Here is a 17,013-nt window from a genome sequence, read left to right as displayed (position 1 = left end):
CTGCTGACGGGCGGCTCCGGCGATATCTCGCTTTCGGCCGGCAATAATATCAATCTCGAAAGCGCGATCGCCACGAGCAATTCGTCGTCGAAGGACAGCTCCTTCGGCGCAGACATCGGCATCGGCGGCGGTTTTGCCATCGGGACGGATGGAGCGATCAACCCGGTCCAGGGTTCCGCCGGCATCTCCCTCAACGCCAATGGCAGCAAGGGGTCCGCCAACCAGACCACCACCACCCACATCAACACCCATGTGGCGGGTCCGGGCGCCGTCACGCTCAATTCGGGCAAGGATACCAACCTCAAGGGCGCGGTGATCTCGGGAGAGAGCGTCAAGCTTGATGCCGGCGGTGATCTCAACATCGAAAGCCAGCTCGACACCGCTTCCAGCAAGGCCAGGCAAACCTCGGCCAGCGGCTCCATCGGTACGGGTGGCTTCAACGTCTCGGGCGCCTACCAGAACGCCAAGGGCGATGCGGCGGTCGTTTCCGAACAGTCCGGTATTCATGCCGGTTCCGGCGGCTTCGACATCGAGACGCAAGGCAAGACCAGGCTCGAAGGCGGCCTCATCACCCTACCAGAACGCCAAGGGCGATGCGGCGGTCGTTTCCGAACAGTCCGGTATTCATGCCGGTTCCGGCGGCTTCGACATCGAGACGCAAGGCAAGACCAGGCTCGAAGGCGGCCTCATCACGATATCGCCTGACGTATACGAGTGCCAGAAATCGACGGCCACCCTGACATTGTCGCGGTTGCAGAGATCGAGGATGCGCAACTGCGCATCCATCGTATGGAGCGGCAGCTAGCTGAGGCGCTTGAGGATCGCCGCTACGGACGAAGGAGGGATCAGCGATCTCCATCCATCTCTGCGAGTTTGCGAACCCGCCGTCGGAAGTCTTCGTCGGTTGAGAACTCTGCCGCCAGATAGGCCTCGACCAAGTCGTTTGCCAGCCACGCCCCGACGATCTGAGCGCCGATGCACATGACGTTTACGTCGTCGTGCTCGACCGATTGATGTGCAGAATGCACGTCGTGGCATACTGCGGCGCGAATACCCTTCACTTTGTTGGCGGCAATCGATGCGCCTACGCCTGTCCCGCAAACCAGAAGGCCGCGATCGGCGTTGCCGGCGATGATCGTGGATGTGACATTCTTTGCGACGTCAGGGAAATCAACCGGGTCTGGGTCATAGGAGCCGACATCCGTCACCTCGTGTCCGAGCGACTTGATGTGGTCGATGATGGTTGCCTTGAGCGGGAAGCCGGCGTGGTCGGAGCCGATGACGATGCGCATTTCGTTTCTCCAGGTTTATTGAGCGATGAGACGGGGCAGCCACAGCGTGAAGTCCTTCGCGAAGGTGAGGATCATCAATGTGGAAAACAGTGGGATATAGAAGGGCAGTAGGGCACCCAGCAGCGTCCGTACCGACACCTTGGCGATGTCGGATACGAGGAACAGCGACAGCCCCATGGGCGGAGTCAGAAGACCCATCATCAGATTGAATATGGTGACGATGCCGAGTTGCACGGGGTCGACCCCGGCCATCACCAGCGGTGGCGCGATGATCGGCACCAGAAGCAGGGTCGCCGTCGTGGAGTCCAGGAATATGCCGGCAACAAAGAAGATGAGGTTGGCGATGACCAGCAGCATTAGCGGGTCCTTGGATAGTCCCAGCAGAACCGACGCGAAATTTTGCGGAACCTGCTCCACCGCGAGGATCCATCCGAAAAGAGCCGCCGCGGCCACGATGATGAGGATCGCGCTGCAGCTTCGCGCCGTCAGAACTGCAGCGTTCCACAGATGCGCAAGGGTCAGTTCGCGATAGAACGCGCCACTGATGAATATCACGTAGACAGCCGTGATCGCGGCCGCCTCTGTCGGCGTGAAGGCACCGGCGGTCATGCCTCCGACCATGAGCACCGGCGCGATGATCGCGGGAAGGGCGGGCAGGAGGGTCTCGATGATCTCGCGCCCTGTTGGCCAGCGCTCCGCGCGCGGATAATGATGCCGGATGGCGACGACCAGCACGGTCAACATCAGGAGGATGGTGCAGACGATCGCGGGCATGATACCGGCGATCAGGAGCTGCACGATGGAGACGCTCGTTACCGAGCCGTACACGATCAGGGGGATGGACGGCGGGAAGATCGGCCCAATTGTCGCGGAGGCGGCCGTTACCGCGCCGGCGAAGGCGGGGTTGAAGCCTCGCTTCTTCATTGCGTCGATTTCGATCCGGCCGAGCCCGCCGATGTCAGCGAGCGCGGCGCCGGACATTCCGGAGAAGATCAGGCTGCCGAAGACGTTCACCTGCGCCAATCCGCCGGGAACGCGGCCGACAAGCGTGTAGGCAAAGCGGAAGATGCGATCCGTGATCCCGGAGAGGTTCATCAGGTTGCCAACGAAGATGAAGAGCGGGACGGCAACAAGCGGAAATGAATCCAATGCGTAGGTAATGCGTTGCGCGAGCAGTCCGAGAGGCAGCCCTTCGATCAGCACATAGGCGATCGACGGCAGCAGAATCGCATAGACGACCGGAAAGCCGAGAATGAAGAGACATAGAAAGGCAACGACGACAAGAAATCCCATCAATCCACCTCACACCGCAATGTTCGTGTCCGCCTGCGGCGGTTTTCGAAGATGGATCAGATGGACCAGAGCCGCGCCTGCGACGCCGAAAGCCGTCGCGCCTAGAAACAGCCAGAAGGGGATGCCGAGCGTCGGCGTCGCATTGGCCAGATTCTTCGAAATGTTGGAAATCGTGACCCATGCCAGGAAGCCTGTGATGGCGATCGCGCTGACCGAGATGCAGACGTTCACGACCCGGCGCAGGCGAACGGGAAGCGCGGCCTTGATTTCACCCATGACGATATTCTCACCCTTCAGCACGACGAGTGGGTAGGAGCAGAAGACCAGGCAGATCAGCAGGAAGCGGGTCAACTCCTCCGCGCCTATGAACGGCAGCGCAAATACGCCACGCATGACGACCTGCGCGGTCGGTACGAGAACCAATCCGGCCGTCAGCAGCGCGACGACGGCGGTCAGGACGCGTTCGGCGAGACGCATCTTGAATACTCCATGAAAGCGGTAGGCGGATCGAGGGGCAGCACATTGCTGCCCCTCGCACGGGTTCACTTGACAGCTTCGATCTGCCCAAGCAGTCCTTCGAAATTCGGGAAGTCGTGCTTGATCTGGGCGCTCACCTTTTGCCGGAAGGCGGCGATATCCAGGCCATCGGCCTCAGTGATCACCGTCATGCCGCGGCCCTTGAGATCCTCCACCAGCTTTGCTTCGGACTCCGTCGCCATCTGGAGCGACTTGTCGGCCTCTTCGTCCAGCACCTTCGTGATGGACGTACGCTGTTCCTCGGTCAGACCCTGCCAGACCTCTTCGTTCACGAACACCGCAAGCACGGCACGCATGTGTCCTGTCATCGACAGGTGCGACTGGACCTCGTTGAGGTTGTTCGACGCGATCATGGTCAACGGATTCTCCTGTCCGACCACGACGCCGGTCATGAGAGCCGTCGGAAGTTCCGCAACCTCAACCGGGGTCGGGATTGCCCCGAAGCCTTTCACCATGGAGACCCAAAGTTCGAGAGGCACGGCACGGAACGGCTTTCCGGCCAGATCAGCCGGCGTCTTCACCGGAAAATTCGAAGATGTGCCGGTCGCCGCGATAGATGCGCCCGATGATGCGAACGCCTTGAGCGACGAGCTTCTCATTTACCGCCTGCAGTGCGGGTGAGGATTGCGGATCGGTGGCGGCAAGAGCGTGAGCCCCATCGCGATAGATGAATGGAGCGTTGAAGACGGCGACTTCCGGGACAAGCTTCGCAAGCGATGCGAAGTCATGGTGGCCCATGGATATCGATCCCATTCGAACGCCATCGACCATTTCGGCAACGCCGCCGAGTTGGCTTGCAGGATAAACGGTAACCGTCACCTCGCCATTGGTTGCCGTCTTGATCCCTTCGGCAGCCTGGGCCGCATAGACGGTCTGGATGTCTCCCTCCGCGCCGACATGCGCGTAGCGCAGTTCAGCAGCTCCAGCCTGATTTCCAGCAAGCGCGGCAGTCATGCCAAGGGCGGCAACCGCCCCTTTGATCGAGATGTTCAGCATTTCCCTCTCCTCCCTTTTAGATCGCGGACCCGGTCACTCTTGTTTCGGCAGGTCCTTCTTCGTGAACGCCGCGATGTAGCTCTTCCTCCGGAGCTCATCACCGATGGCGAAGTGTTGCCTAAGCTTGTCTTCTGCTTCGTCCGGGTTCCGGGCGAGGACAGACAGGTAAACCTCCCGGTGAGCCTCAACGAGATAATCCAGGATACCGGCGGTCTCGCTCGTCTCGAGGCGGCGCTGGACGTGACTGCGCTTCAGCAGCGTGGCGATCGACTGGTAAATGGTGACGAGGGCAGGGCTGCGGCTGGCTTCCACCAGCGCCATATGAAAAGCGAAATCCGCGGCGCCTCCATCTTCCACATCATGGATGGTGTCCAGGAGCCGTGTCAGAAGTGAGCCGATTCGGGAAAGGTCTCCATCCGTCGCTCGCAGGCAGGCGAGACGGATCGCCTGACACTCGATCGCAATGCGGGCCTGCATAATATCGTCCATCATGTCAGGCTGCTGCGCAAGGCAGAAGGTCAGGAAGTCGCCGATGACAGCCATGTCCGCCTTGCGGACATAGGCGCCCTTGCCATGGCGAATATCGAGGAAGCCGAGGTTTGCTAGCGACCTGAGCGCCTCTCGGAGAACCGGTCGCGACACGCCAAGCGCGAGCGACAACTCGCGTTCTCCAAGAAGACGGTCGCCCTCGCGCAAAGTACCTGACAGGAGCTGTTCCCGGAAGAACGCCAGTACCTTCTCCGTGCCCGCAAGGTCCGTGGGTGTTTCTACGACAACAGAGTTCACAGTGGCCTCCAGTGGTATGACCAGTCAATCACCACGGTGAGGGATTGTCAATCCGGTTAGCGTCGCATCACTTGGAAGCGAGGCGGCCTTTAACAAAACATGTATGGTAGGTGGGGTAGTTCAGCTGCGGCGCTCGCACCTGCAACCGTTCGACCGATCATATGAGCCGTAAATGCATCATTTCACCCAAAATGGTTCTTATACATATCATTTTCCTTGACTTTTGACAAAGAAAGTTATTTATACGTATCATTACGAAGAAAATGATATGTTTAGGTGTTACGCATGAAGCCTGAATCAGAAGCTCTGCTGGAACTCGGACGGCTGTTAAAAACGGCGCGCAAAGGTCAGGGGTTCACTCAAGAGCAGGTTGCCAGGATGGCGGGCATATCACGTCCTCGCTATCGGGAAATCGAGACAGGGAGCGCGGCGGCCCGCACGACGACGCTGATCAACATTGCTCGCGCGCTCGGGCTTGAACTGATGCTCATCCCGCAGGCGATGGTCCCGGCGGTCGATGCTCTATTGCAGCCGCATGATGACGACGATGACCTGCCTGCCTTCATCGCCAGCCCTGACGGTGATGCCGATGTCTGAAGCTAATCTTGATCCAAGATCCATCTCATCGCTCGAGGTGCTGCTGAACGATCTGAAGGTCGGCACAATCGTCAGGACGCCTGGCGACTTCAATGCGTTCAGCTTCGAGGATAGCTATCGCGCGACGGGCGGCTTTCCGGTGCTGAGCCTGTCCTTCCGCGCGGCAACCGGAGGACTGCGCAAGGACCCCAAACCTGTTGCCAGGGCTCTTCCAGCCTTTTTTGCTAATCTTCTTCCCGAGGATAAGCTGCGCGAGGCGATGGAGAAGCACCACGCAGGCAGTGTTCGAGCAGGAAATGATTTTGACCTGCTTGTCGCGCTTGGGTCGGATCTGCCGGGCGCAGTCCGTGTCATACCGAGCGAAGGGACAATTGCTCGTGTCGACAATTTGTCACCTCCCAAACCGAAAGCCCGGTTTTCGCTCGCGGGCGTGCAGATGAAGCTCTCTGTCATCAAGAACACGGGCAAGGGTGGCGGCCTGACCATACCACTGGGAGATGAGCAGGGTTCTTACATCGCCAAGTTTCCGTCAACATCGTTTCCGGGTGTCTCGGAAAACGAATATGCCAATCTCGCTTTGGCCGAAGCAATCGGTATGGACGTGCCGGAACGTGAGCTCGTCGAGCAATCAGAATTCGAGGGTATTCCGGAGGAATTCAAGACGCTGTCGGACGGGAAAGTCCTGCTCGTTAAACGCTTCGATCGTGACGCTGGCGGAAGGCGGATCCATGTCGAGGATTTCGCTCAGGTGTTTGGCATCTATCCTTCGCGCAAATATGAAGGTGCAGCTTATCACGATATCGCCGCCGCACTCGGCGTTGCCGTCTCGTCAGCGGCTGCACTCGAATTCGTCCGCCGACTGGCTTTGGCCGCCATCACCGGCAATGGTGATATGCACCTGAAGAACTGGTCGCTGATCTATCGCGGCGCAGGCGATAAGCCGGCACTCGCCCCCGTTTACGACGTGCTCTCGACTGTGCCCTATATCCCGGCGGATGCCATGGCGTTGTCGCTTGCAGGTGAGCGCTCGTTCAGGGCAATGAACGCGCAGCGATGGAAAGTCTTTGCCAATCGTGCACGCCTGCCGGAAGCTGCCGTGCTTAAAGCGGTGACCGAGACAGTTGAACGCGTAAACCAGCTTTGGTGGTCGCTGCCAGAGCGTGAGGTCGTTCCGGCAAAGGTGCTTGAGCGGATCGATACGCATGTCAAGCTGATGACACCGATCCTCGGTACCTGTGCCGACTGACTTGGTCATCATGACAAACGTTCAAACCGTCAGTGAAACACCACCGGTCCCCATCAACCGGAACGACAATTCTCCCGGCGCGTCTTCACCTGTTCCCACAGGACATGGTCAACGATCCTAAGCGATTGGAACCTCCTGGATGACGTGCAATTCCGAAGCGAGATCCGGGGCGGCCTTCCAGCTCGCTATTATTTCAAGCTGAACTCCCCATAGACAGGCCTTATGTCCGCCAGTTCATAGACTTCGTCTTGTCTGATCTTGTGGGTGAGACGGCTCTGAATGCTCCAGCGGAAGGAGCTGAAAAAAGTGATAGCCCGGAACATGGCAAAAAAACCGGAAGTAGCACCGTAATCCAAAGCCATCGTCTAAACGGCCAAGGCTGCATCTAGGGCTGGGATCCAATCCAGGCAGGGACTTTCGTTACTAGATATGTATAGACGATTAATTATAAAGATGCTGTTCTATGTCCTGTGCGGTTCGAAGGGAGATATGGACCATGCAAGTCGCCACCCTCTTCAATCTCTCCGGACGCAAGGCGCTTGTGACAGGGGCAAGTCGGGGTATTGGCCAGGCAATCGCGACAGCGCTCGCTGGCGCCGGCGCCGATGTCGCGGTCACGGCCCGCGACGCTGGTGCGCTGGATGAAACGTGCCGACGGATCGTGGGATTAGGGCGCAAGATCGTACCACTTTCTCTTGATGTCCGTGATGTGTCAGCCTGTGCAACTGTTGTCGCGGATGCCGACGAGAGCCTTGAGGGCCTCGATATTCTCGTCAACAATGCGGGCTATGAAGAAATCCGGCCGTCGGTCGACGTTGACGAAGCTCTTTGGGACAGGATTGTTTCGACCAATCTGAAGGGCGCCTTTTTCTGCGCCCAGGCAGCCGCCAGGCAAATGTCATCAGCCGGCAAGGCAGGGGCGATCATCAATCTCTGTTCCCTGACTTCCTATGTCGGCGTGCCGACGGCGGTACCTTATGGCTCATCGAAATCGGGACTGCTTGGAATGACGAAAGCGCTTGCGGCCGAATGGGCATCTCTCGGTATCCGGGTGAATGCGATTGCGCCGGGATATTTCCGCACGGCGATGACGGATGTCTTTTACCAGGACGCGGCATGGCAGAAGGCAATGCTCGCCAAGATACCCCAGCGCCGGTTCGGCGCCATTGAAGATGTCGCGGGAGCGGTCGTCTTTCTCGCGAGCGATGCTTCTTCCTATGTGACAGGGCATTGCATCCCGGTAGATGGCGGCTATCTGGCCTCGATATGAGTGCTGATAAGCTATTCAAAAGCTTGGAAATAATCGGAAAATGTCAATGCCCGGAAACTGTTTGACTGCGATGTGTGTAGATGGATAGGCAACGAAAACCTATTGACCAAGCCGGTATCGAGGGGAAGTCATGCAAGATGTGACCGGAAGCGCCAGCCCGATCGCCGTGTCCGTCAGGGATGTCGGCATGGTCTATGACGGCTTTCACGCCGTCAAATCCGCTTCCTTTGATCTGCCTGCCGGAAAGTTCCTCACCATTCTTGGCCCTTCTGGCTCTGGTAAAACGACCCTGCTCAGGTTGATTGCCGGATTTCAGGCGCCAACAAGTGGTGAGATCGTCATCAACGGCAAGGCTGTCAGTGCCGTCCCGGCCCATCAGCGCTCCATCGGCATGGTGTTCCAGAAGCTGGCGCTGTTTCCGCATATGACGGCCGCCGAAAACGTCGCCTTTCCGCTCAAGATGCGCCGTCAGGATGCCCGCACGATTCCGGAGCGGGTCGAGCGCTATCTCGATCTCGTCAAACTCGGCGGCTATGGGGGCAGGCGCATCCATGAACTCTCCGGCGGCCAGCAGCAGCGTGTCGCGATCGCACGTGCGCTGGTGTTCGAACCCGACCTGTTGCTGCTCGATGAGCCACTTGCGGCGCTTGACCGCAAATTGCGCGAAGAAATGCAGCTTGAATTTCGCCGCATCCAACGCGAACTGGGCGTAACGACCATAAACGTTACTCACGACCAGCGGGAAGCCTTGGTCGTTTCCGACGAAATCATTGTCATGGATGCTGGCGAGATCCAGCAGAAAGCACAGCCGACGCGCACCTATCGCAATCCGCAGAATGCCTTCGTTGCAAATTTCATCGGTGTTACGAACTTTATTTCCGGGGCCGTGCGCAGCGTAGCCGGCAGCAACGCGGTCCTTGCTCACAGTGCCGTGGAGATTCCGGGCATTGTCGGAGACGAACGCAATCCACCACGTGCCGGTGGGCAGGCCTCCGGCGCTATCCGTGCGGAGCAGATTCGCATCGCGGCCAATGCAAGGTCGCTTTCAGGGCTCGACATCGTCCTTGAAGGCTCGATCAGGGATGCCATTTTCGAGGGTGAGCGCATCGTCTATGAGGTATGCGTGCCAGCGCTTGCCGGCGAGGCGCTGAGGGTCTTCGATCACGACCCGGTCGACCACGTGCAGTTCGAACCGGGCGCGGCTGTTTCAATCGGCTGGAACAGCCGGGACGTCCTTGTTTTCAATAACTAAGCCGGTTTACCGGATAACCAGAGGAGAACGAAGATGAGCAGACAGAGATTGATTTTGCCGACGGTGCGTCGGCGCAGCTTCCTCCAGGGGGCGGCCGCCCTTGGCGGTGCGGCAGGCCTTTCCGCGCTGGGAATGGCGCGCGCCTTCGCGCAGGAGCCGGAAAAGCCGAGAGAAATCATTGTTCGGGCCTGGGGAGGAAGCTGGGTGGAAAGCCTGAAGGCCGGCGTTTCGGATAGCTTCACCAAAATGACCGGAATCGCTGTCCGACATGATCTGACCGAAGACAACGAGATCCAGCCGAAGATATGGGCGGCGGTCGCTCAGAAGCGTATTCCACCGATTCATGTCAATTGGGACACAACCACGAATGCGACGAAATCGGCTCTGCGCGGCGTAACGGAAGATCTTTCCGATCTGCCGAACCTCAAGAATGTCACCGAACTGGCAAAGCCTGTCGGTCTCGATGGATACCCAATCGTCAATACCTACGGCTATGTCTATGTTCTCGCCTATCGGCCGTCCGCCTTTCCGAACGGTGCGCCGAAGTCGTGGAAGGAACTGCTGGACCCGAAGTTCAAGGGCCGTATCGCTTTCTACAACGATGGTATTGGCTTCCATTTCCCGGCGCAGGTTGCCGGTGGCGGCAAGCTCGAGGACATACCGGGCAACATGCAGCCAGCATGGGACTTCATCGCCAAAATGAAGGAGCAGCAACCACTTCTGGGAGAAGATCCGGATTTCACCACCTGGTTCCAGAAAGGTGAAATCGATGCCGCCTGCACCATTTCCACCAATGCCCGCGAAGCGCGCAAGAACGGGATCGACATTGCTTGGGTCATTCCGGAGGAAGGCGCCAAATTCGATACCGACGGTCTCTGGATCCCGAAGGGCCTTCCTGAAAACGAGCTCTACTGGGCAAAGCAGTACATCAACCACGCGCTGACCAAGGAGGCGCAGCAGGTGTGGCTCGACGGCCTCGGTCTGCCAGGCGTGGTGCCCGGTCTGACGCCGCCCGCCGATCTCATCAATGATCCTTCCTATCCGACAAAGGAGGAAGACTTCAGCCACCTGATCCGGATTTCTTCGAAGATCCAGGTGGAGAACGAGAGCGACTGGTTCGCGAAGTTCAAGGCCATCATGCAAGGTTGACCTTCATCAGGAGCCGCTGCCGAAGCATCAGCGGCTCCGGTCACTCTGTTCATTGCCAGGATCTTCCCATGCGAGCTGCTCGAACAGCCTATCCTCTGACATGGCGCATCATGGATGTGCTGGAGGCCTTTGCCGCCTTCGTCTGGCCGACAAGTTTCAGGCGAGCCATCCCGTATCTGCTGCTGGCGCCCGCGCTGCTGCTCGTAGGTCTCCTCGTTCTCGGCCTGATCCAGATTGGCGACTTGAGCCTGAGGACACTCGACACCAGCACGTTCCTGCTTTCCGAGAATTATACACTGGCGAATTATCGCAAGGCGCTCACGGAACCGCTCTTCGTAGTCGTGGCGACACGCAGCCTCACAGGATCTCTGATCGTGACGGTGGTGACGCTGATTTTTGCTTTTCCCTATGCCTATCTAATGGTGCGGACGCGTTCAGCGGGATTGCGGAAGTTCCTGCTGATCGCGCTTTTCCTTCCCTTCTTCATCGGCCAGGTCGTGCGCGCTTATGGCTGGCTCATCATTCTTGGCAATCAGGGTATGGTCAACGAGGCACTTGGCCTCATTGGCGTCGCGCCGCTTCGCTTGCTCTACAATTATCCGGCGGTTCTTTTCGGCCTTGTTCAATATATGTTGCCCTTTGCGGTTCTGATGCTCGCTCCCGCGCTGACCGCGATACCGGAGGAGCTGGAAACGGCGGCCGCCTCGCTTGGCGCCAACTGGGTGCATAGCTTCATCCATGTCGTGTTGCCGCTGGCGCGGCCTGGTCTCGTCGGCGCTGGTCTCGTTGTCGTGACGCTGTCGTTGACTGATTTCGCCATGCCGGCCATCCTCGGCGGTGGTTCTCAGGATTTCATCGCCAACGCCATCTATGACCAATTCTTCCGCACGTCGGATCAGGGGCTTGGCGCGACGCTCGCCCTCATGCTCGTCGCCCTCGGGTCGTTGCTGGTCGGCATCGTCTTCACGCTTTTCGGCGCGGGAACGCTCGCAATGGGGAGGGCGCGCCAGTGATCACCTCCACCAGCAAGTCCGTCATTCTCTGGGGTTTCGTCTCCATTGCCCTTATCGTGCTCTCGGCGCCGACGATTGTCGTTCTCGGTTCCTCGCTTACCGCGGGCAATATGATCACCTTTCCGCCGGAGGGCCTGTCGCTAAAATGGTACGCGGCGATCCTGCGGGCAACTGATCTTCGTGACGCTTTCCTGCGCTCGGTCTTTGTCTCGGCGGTGTGTACCATCGTCGCAATCCCTGCCGGTACATTCGCCGGAATTGCGCTGGCCAAATATGCCGTCCGCTTCGAAAAGGCGATTCAGGTCTACCTGCTTCTGCCGTTCACCATACCTCTGATCGGTTCGGGCATCGGGCTGATGTTGATCTTCGGCAATGCAGGTGTCCTTGGCCAGCTGTGGCCGGTCGGTATCGCCTGCTGCGTGATCAATCTGCCCTTCATGATCTGGGCCGTGACGGCAAGTGCCGCAAGCCTCGATCCCGATCTGGAACTGGCCGCTGCCAATTGCGGCGCCGGCCCGTTGCAGACCTTCCTCTATGTGACACTGCCCGCCGTCACGCCCGGTATAATCTCCGGATCGCTCTTGATGTTCATCCTGGCGCTCAACGAGTTCCTCGTGAGTCTGCTCCTGGTCGACGCGCGTATCGTGACCTTGCCGGTGCAGATCTACAACTCGATCCGCTCGATCATCACGCCCGATCTCGCCGCGATCTCTGTCGTTTTCATTGCCTGCGCGGTGGCGGCCATATTCCTGCTCGACCGTCTGGTCGGGCTCGATATCTTCCTCAAGTCGAAGTGATAACAGGACGCGGGCGGCCAGGCACCGCCGACCAGAAGGAAAGTCCAATGACCAACGTCTCCTTCCACGAACTCGTCAAACTGGATGCCGCCGCGCGGGCAGCACTTCTGCGGCGCTCGGAAACCGATCTTTCCGGTTTCATCGAAAAGGTGAAGCCGATCATCGACGCGGTGAGAACGGAGGGGGACGTCGCATTGGTGCGCCTTGGTCGCGAACTCGACAAGGCGAACCTGGATCACGATAGGCTGAAGGCAACGAAAGCCGAGTTCGACGCCGCCTTCGATATGGTCGAGAAGGACGTCATCGAAGCGATTCAGTTCGGAATCGACAATATCCGGCATTTTCACGAAGAGCAGAAGCCCGAGGCCATGTGGTTGAAGGAGATGCATCCCGGCGCCTATGCTGGTGACCGCTTCACGCCGATCAAATCGGTGGCACTCTATATTCCGCGTGGCAAAGGCGCGTTCCCGTCTGTCACCATGATGACCGCTGTTCCCGCCGTCGTTGCCGGTGTCCCGGAAATTGCCATCTTCACGCCGCCGGCGCCCGATGGCACGGTCGATGCCGCGACCCTGGTCGCCGCGAGGCTTGCTGGCGTGGAAACGGTCTATAAATGCGGCGGAGCCCAGGCAGTCGCGGCAGCCGCCTACGGCACCGAGACGATCAAGCCCGCGCTCAAGATCGTCGGCCCAGGCAGCCCTTGGGTGGTTGCGGCGAAACGCCTTCTTGCCGGGGTTATCGATCCGGGCCTCCCCGCCGGCCCGTCCGAGGCAGTCATTTTCGCGGACGACACGGTTCATGGCGGCCTGGCTGCGCTCGATCTTCTCGTGGAGGCCGAACATGGCCCGGATTCTTCCGCCTATCTCGTCACTCACAGCCGCCGCGTCGCGGACGAGGCGCTCGAGGCATTGCCAGGGCACTGGGCGCGGATGACCGAACAGCGTGTCCAGTTTTCAAGCGCGGTGCTCGGCGGGAAATGCGGCGGCATTGTCCTTACCCCGTCTGTCGAGGAAAGCTATCGTTTCGTCAACGACTATGCGCCGGAACATCTGGAGATACTCTCCACGGACCCGTTCGCGCATCTCGGCCATATTACCGAGGCTTCCGAAATCCTCATGGGACCACATACACCCGTTAGCATCGGCAATTTCGGCCTCGGTCCGAACGCGGTCCTGCCAACCAGCCGGTGGGCGCGCACCTTCGGTCCGCTTTCCGTGACGGATTTCGTCAAGCGCTCCTCGATCGGCTATGTGACCGCGTCAGCTTATCCGGAATTCGCGAAACATGCGCGTACGCTTGCCCGCTACGAAGGTTTCTCGTCGCATGAGAACGCGGTATCGGATGTCCGTAATGCGTATCTGCGGGCGTGAGAGGAAAGGGCATGAAGGCGGCGAGACTCTATGCGGCCGGTGATCTGCGCGTCGAAGAGATCGAAGCTCCAGGCGTGCCAGAGCCCGGCTGGGTGCGGCTCGCCATCACAGCCGCCGGCATTTGCGGCTCGGATCTTCATAACTATCGCACCGGACAATGGATCACCCGGTCTCCTTCGGTCGCTGGTCATGAATTCGCTGGCGTTGTCATGGCGACTGGCGCGGGTGTCGCGGACTTCGCCGCCGGCGATCTCGTAGTCGCCGACAGCCGTTTCTGGTGTGGCGCATGCGCCGCCTGCGAGAGTGGTCGCCATAATGTCTGTGAACGGCTTGGTTTTGTCGGCGAGGTTTGTGACGGCGGCTTCGCCGAAGAAACGGAGCTTCCCGCACGCCTGCTGGTCAAGCATCCTGCCGCGTTGGATCCTGCAATTGCCGCGATGGCGGAGCCCCTGGCGGTAGCCTTACATGTATTGCGCAGACAGCCCGTTCCTCGCCATGAACCGGTTCTCGTGGTCGGCTGCGGCCCGATAGGTGGGCTGGCTGCGGTGCTTTTCGCTCGGCTCCATCAGGGGCCGCTTCTCGTTGTCGACCGCAATGCTGCACGTGCGGCACTTGTGGCCAAGGTTACCGGGGCGAAGGTCGTGGAGCTCGACCGCGATTCGATTGCCGCCGCTTTGGGCAATGGAACCCTGCGCTACGCAATCGATGCGACCGGCAATATCGCCGTGCTTGCCAGGCTTGTGAACCTCCTGTCCGGCGGGGGCTCGGTGGCGCTGGTCGGCATCACTCATGGACGCATCGATCTCGATCCGAACGTTCTTGTCGAACGCGAGATCTCGCTGGTCGGTTGCCATGCGTTCGCGGATGAACTGTCAGAGGCCGTCTCTCTGCTTCCATCGCTTGAGCCCGCGTTGCGTCAGCTCATCGACGAGGAGATAACGATTGACGAACTCCCGTCGGCTTACGAAAGGCTGCTCAGCGGAACAACAACAGGGCTTAAGACAATCATTCGCATCGACCATGGATTTGGTTGATTGCCTGCAGCGGGATTGTGAGGAATGCGAAGGTGGCGCAGCCTGGGAGGCGCCGTCAGTAGACCGCCTCGTAGGCTGCGCAGACCTGGTCCTGTGTCTTGTCGGCGAGATAAGCAAGTTCACCTTCCTTATGCTTTACATAGACATCGGGGAAGCCTTCCGGAAACCAGCCGCAGACGGTCGGGTTCGACCTGAAACGCTGTAGGGCAACCTCCAGATTTTGCGGCAACCGAACATACCCACTGGCATTCAACGTTTGTGCATCCAGGAGTGATAGGTCCTCCTGCGTTGCTTCAGGAACATCCAGATCCTCCTCAATGCCTTGCGCGCCGGCATGAACGATGGCCGCAAGCGCCAAATGAGGGTTAGCGGCTGCATCAGCCGCTCGGAATTCGAAATTGAACTGAGCTGCCTTGGCGATATCGCTGATGTCAGAAACCGGGCAGATGCGGACCGCGGCTTCTCTGTCGCGGAAGCCGAGATTATTGAAAGCCGCGCTCCAGCGATGTGGAGTGAGCCGAAGATACGAGACGACGCTCGGCGCGGTGATGGCGATGATGGAGTCCAGATATTTCAGAATGCCGGCCACGAATTTTCCAGCAATGTCGGACAGTTCGTGCTTGCCATTCGGGTCGTAGGTCACCGGATTGCCGGCGGCATCGAGCATGCTGAGATGCACATGCACGCCGTTGCCGACGCCGGCCGGATCGCGGATCGGCGTAAAGGTCGGTTCGTAGCCGAGGGTACGTGCGACCATGCCCACCAGTTCGCGTGTGATGAGCGAATGGTCGGCGATCGTCACGCCCGTCTGTGGCCCCATGGTGACTTCGAACTGGCCGCTTCCGAATTCCTTGAGGATTGTATCCGGCGTGACACCGGCCTCACGCATGGCGGCAATGACTGCCTCGCAGAAATATCGCTCCTCCTGAAAGCCGCTAAGCGTGAAGGCCTTGCCGATTTCGTTTGTTAGATGCTTGATCTGGAATTCGTGCTCGAATGCGCCGAAGAGCGTGATACCGGCAACCTGTCGCAGGCGTTCGAGCGCTGCCTCAAGGATCGAGCGAGTGCAGAACTCCCAAGGTCGGCCGTCCGTGTAATGAATGTTACCGATGACGAAATTTTCGTTTGGCGCATTCTCCTCGCTCTTGATGCTGACGAGTGTTGCCCCATCCGGGATAAGCACAAGATCGCCCAGCGAGCCGAAGGGACTTTCTGCGATCGCATCGAAGCACGTGATCTGGACATTGGTCGGTGTCCAGCCGATGCCGCACTTCAGCCGTTTTTCCATCTGGGAAATCGGGAAGGCCTTTCCGCGCACCTTGCCTGAAAGATCGCCGCAGCAGGCAACCACCATCTCTTCACGTTTCATCGCCGTCCCCGTCCAGTCTGTCCTGGTCATAGCCCGGCATCGCGAAGCGAATGCCGTCCCAGTCGTTGATGCGTTTTTGTGTTGCCTCCCAGTCTGTCTCCGAGACGCGCACGATAAGCGCTTCGACAAGGGCCATCGCCGAGGCGACAGTATCCCAGGCCGTGCCGGCGTCGATCGGCAACGCGACGATGTGATCTGCGCTGCGGGCTGCAGGGGACATCCATTTATCGGTGATGACGATGATCGTGGCGCCCGGCTTTTCGGCAATGGTTTCCGCAAGTCGTGCCAGACTTGGCTGGTAACGGCGGAAGTCAAAGAGGAGAACGACATCCTTCTTGCGCATGCGCAGCACGTGCTCGGGCCAGAATTCCGGATTATCGGGCATATGGTAGATGCCGCCGCGGATTTGGTGCAGATGTACTGAGAAAAAGGTGGCGATGCTGTCGCTGACGCGGCCGCCGAGCAGAAAGATGTTGCGCGATCGATCAGCGAGAAGGTTGGCAAGAATATCGAACTGCGCCTGCGAGACCGTCTCCGCCATCTCCCGCATGACTGTTGAAACACGCGATACATATTCTGAAAGGAAGTCGGAATGGCCTACGGGCTTCTGGCTCGATTTCAAATCGAGCGGCGAGCGCCGCCCTTCCTTCAACTCGGCGATCAACTGGCGCTGCAGGTCTTGAAAGCCCCCACAACCGATCTTGCTGACGAAGCGCGTGATCGACGGCGCGCTCACGCCCGTCTTGGTCGCGAGTTGCTGGATGCTTTCGAGCCCCGTGAAGGGATAGTCGGCGAGGATCGCATTGGCGATCTTGCGTTCGCTGGCGGTCAGATGGTCCGCCACGGCATTTATGCGCGCGCGGATAGGCGATAATGTCAGATCCTTCATCGGCTGCACGTTTCCCTTGTTGAACCGATATTTGCGTTCTGAAAAAAAATAGTCAAATGGAAAAATCAGATTGACTATGATCGAAAAATTTCTTTGACTGATCGTCATCCTGCCTCGGACCAT

Annotated in this window: 16 protein-coding genes and 1 pseudogene; 10 read left to right on the top strand and 7 right to left on the bottom strand. The window is 59.0% G+C overall.

Going from position 1 to position 17,013, the window contains the following annotated elements; genetic code table 11:
- A partial coding sequence (locus ATN84_RS07775; RefSeq protein ID WP_153020145.1) for a hemagglutinin repeat-containing protein occupies positions 1 to 705 on the top strand: 705 nt, incomplete at its 5' end.
- A 140-nt stretch (positions 706 to 845) separates the two neighbouring features.
- On the opposite strand, the gene rpiB is transcribed toward ATN84_RS07775, so the two are convergent.
- From rpiB to ATN84_RS07750, 5 genes and pseudogenes are all read right to left on the bottom strand, one after another.
- Positions 846 to 1,292 carry a ribose 5-phosphate isomerase B gene (rpiB, locus tag ATN84_RS07770; protein ID WP_068881049.1) on the bottom strand — a complete coding sequence of 149 codons (447 nt, stop codon included), beginning with the start codon at positions 1,290 to 1,292 and terminating at the stop codon, positions 846 to 848.
- Positions 1,293 to 1,307: 15 nt separating this feature from the next.
- Entirely contained in the window at positions 1,308 to 2,585 is a 1,278-nt protein-coding gene (locus ATN84_RS07765) for a TRAP transporter large permease (RefSeq protein WP_068881048.1), read from the bottom strand.
- Positions 2,586 to 2,594: 9 nt separating this feature from the next.
- Positions 2,595 to 3,062, bottom strand: a complete 468-nt coding sequence (locus ATN84_RS07760) for a TRAP transporter small permease (protein WP_068881047.1) — start codon at positions 3,060 to 3,062, stop codon at positions 2,595 to 2,597.
- 65 nt (positions 3,063 to 3,127) lie between these two features.
- Positions 3,128 to 4,076, bottom strand: a pseudogene (locus ATN84_RS07755) (TRAP transporter substrate-binding protein).
- Between the two features lie 75 nt (positions 4,077 to 4,151).
- The gene (locus ATN84_RS07750; RefSeq protein WP_068881046.1) at positions 4,152 to 4,904 is read right to left on the bottom strand and encodes a FadR/GntR family transcriptional regulator; all 753 of its coding nucleotides are present in this window, start codon (positions 4,902 to 4,904) and stop codon (positions 4,152 to 4,154) included.
- A 285-nt stretch (positions 4,905 to 5,189) separates the two neighbouring features.
- Between ATN84_RS07750 and ATN84_RS07745 the strand changes: the two genes are divergently transcribed.
- The 9 genes from ATN84_RS07745 (at position 5,190) to ATN84_RS07705 (ending at position 14,632) form a co-directional block, all read left to right on the top strand.
- A complete protein-coding gene (locus tag ATN84_RS07745) occupies positions 5,190 to 5,501 on the top strand; it encodes a helix-turn-helix domain-containing protein (protein WP_068881045.1) in 312 nt (103 codons plus the stop codon).
- Complete coding sequence (locus ATN84_RS07740; protein ID WP_068881072.1) at positions 5,494 to 6,747, top strand: type II toxin-antitoxin system HipA family toxin; 1,254 nt, start codon at positions 5,494 to 5,496, stop codon at positions 6,745 to 6,747. The genes ATN84_RS07745 and ATN84_RS07740 overlap by 8 nt, the downstream gene beginning before the upstream one ends.
- Before the next feature lie 496 nt (positions 6,748 to 7,243).
- Positions 7,244 to 8,017, top strand: coding sequence for an SDR family NAD(P)-dependent oxidoreductase (locus ATN84_RS07735; protein WP_068881044.1), 774 nt, complete (start codon positions 7,244 to 7,246; stop codon positions 8,015 to 8,017).
- A 130-nt stretch (positions 8,018 to 8,147) separates the two neighbouring features.
- The gene (locus tag ATN84_RS07730) at positions 8,148 to 9,269 is read left to right on the top strand and encodes an ABC transporter ATP-binding protein (protein WP_068881043.1); all 1,122 of its coding nucleotides are present in this window, start codon (positions 8,148 to 8,150) and stop codon (positions 9,267 to 9,269) included.
- Between the two features lie 33 nt (positions 9,270 to 9,302).
- On the top strand, positions 9,303 to 10,418 hold the full coding sequence (locus tag ATN84_RS07725) for an ABC transporter substrate-binding protein (RefSeq protein ID WP_068881042.1): 1,116 nt from the start codon (positions 9,303 to 9,305) through the stop codon (positions 10,416 to 10,418).
- 68 nt (positions 10,419 to 10,486) lie between these two features.
- Complete coding sequence (locus tag ATN84_RS07720; protein WP_068881041.1) at positions 10,487 to 11,431, top strand: ABC transporter permease; 945 nt, start codon at positions 10,487 to 10,489, stop codon at positions 11,429 to 11,431.
- Positions 11,428 to 12,228, top strand: coding sequence for an ABC transporter permease (locus ATN84_RS07715; RefSeq protein WP_068881040.1), 801 nt, complete (start codon positions 11,428 to 11,430; stop codon positions 12,226 to 12,228). The genes ATN84_RS07720 and ATN84_RS07715 overlap by 4 nt, the downstream gene beginning before the upstream one ends.
- Positions 12,229 to 12,275: 47 nt before the next feature.
- Positions 12,276 to 13,598 (top strand): histidinol dehydrogenase, encoded by a 1,323-nt coding sequence (gene hisD / locus ATN84_RS07710; protein WP_068881039.1) that lies wholly within the window; start codon positions 12,276 to 12,278, stop codon positions 13,596 to 13,598.
- 11 nt (positions 13,599 to 13,609) lie between these two features.
- On the top strand, positions 13,610 to 14,632 hold the full coding sequence (locus tag ATN84_RS07705) for a zinc-dependent alcohol dehydrogenase (RefSeq protein ID WP_068881038.1): 1,023 nt from the start codon (positions 13,610 to 13,612) through the stop codon (positions 14,630 to 14,632).
- Positions 14,633 to 14,687: 55 nt separating this feature from the next.
- On the opposite strand, the gene ATN84_RS07700 is transcribed toward ATN84_RS07705, so the two are convergent.
- Together ATN84_RS07700 and ATN84_RS07695 are read right to left on the bottom strand one after the other, a co-directional pair.
- Positions 14,688 to 16,001 (bottom strand): glutamine synthetase family protein, encoded by a 1,314-nt coding sequence (locus tag ATN84_RS07700; RefSeq protein WP_068881037.1) that lies wholly within the window; start codon positions 15,999 to 16,001, stop codon positions 14,688 to 14,690.
- On the bottom strand, positions 15,991 to 16,890 hold the full coding sequence (locus ATN84_RS07695; RefSeq protein WP_068881071.1) for a MurR/RpiR family transcriptional regulator: 900 nt from the start codon (positions 16,888 to 16,890) through the stop codon (positions 15,991 to 15,993). The genes ATN84_RS07700 and ATN84_RS07695 overlap by 11 nt, the downstream gene beginning before the upstream one ends.
- Positions 16,891 to 17,013 lie beyond the last annotated feature (123 nt).

It is taken from the genome of Paramesorhizobium deserti (genome assembly GCF_001558695.1).
Lineage (GTDB): Bacteria > Pseudomonadota > Alphaproteobacteria > Rhizobiales > Rhizobiaceae > Paramesorhizobium > Paramesorhizobium deserti.
Note: the sequence above shows the minus strand (reverse complement) of the source record. Positions and strands in the feature narration are given on the sequence as shown.

Bases quoted from the DNA above. Each gene is read 5' to 3' on its own strand.
- ATN84_RS07695 (WP_068881071.1), bottom strand. From the start codon at position 16,890: ATGAAGGATCTGACATTATCGCCTATCCGCGCGCGCATAAATGCCGTG.
- ATN84_RS07740 (WP_068881072.1), top strand. From the start codon at position 5,494: ATGTCTGAAGCTAATCTTGATCCAAGATCCATCTCATCGCTCGAGGTG.
- ATN84_RS07720 (WP_068881041.1), top strand. From the start codon at position 10,487: ATGCGAGCTGCTCGAACAGCCTATCCTCTGACATGGCGCATCATGGAT.
- ATN84_RS07735 (WP_068881044.1), top strand. From the start codon at position 7,244: ATGCAAGTCGCCACCCTCTTCAATCTCTCCGGACGCAAGGCGCTTGTG.
- ATN84_RS07745 (WP_068881045.1), top strand. From the start codon at position 5,190: ATGAAGCCTGAATCAGAAGCTCTGCTGGAACTCGGACGGCTGTTAAAA.
- ATN84_RS07725 (WP_068881042.1), top strand. From the start codon at position 9,303: ATGAGCAGACAGAGATTGATTTTGCCGACGGTGCGTCGGCGCAGCTTC.
- ATN84_RS07765 (WP_068881048.1), bottom strand. From the start codon at position 2,585: ATGGGATTTCTTGTCGTCGTTGCCTTTCTATGTCTCTTCATTCTCGGC.
- rpiB (WP_068881049.1), bottom strand. From the start codon at position 1,292: ATGCGCATCGTCATCGGCTCCGACCACGCCGGCTTCCCGCTCAAGGCA.
- ATN84_RS07730 (WP_068881043.1), top strand. From the start codon at position 8,148: ATGCAAGATGTGACCGGAAGCGCCAGCCCGATCGCCGTGTCCGTCAGG.
- ATN84_RS07760 (WP_068881047.1), bottom strand. From the start codon at position 3,062: ATGCGTCTCGCCGAACGCGTCCTGACCGCCGTCGTCGCGCTGCTGACG.
- hisD (WP_068881039.1), top strand. From the start codon at position 12,276: ATGACCAACGTCTCCTTCCACGAACTCGTCAAACTGGATGCCGCCGCG.
- ATN84_RS07705 (WP_068881038.1), top strand. From the start codon at position 13,610: ATGAAGGCGGCGAGACTCTATGCGGCCGGTGATCTGCGCGTCGAAGAG.
- ATN84_RS07700 (WP_068881037.1), bottom strand. From the start codon at position 16,001: ATGAAACGTGAAGAGATGGTGGTTGCCTGCTGCGGCGATCTTTCAGGC.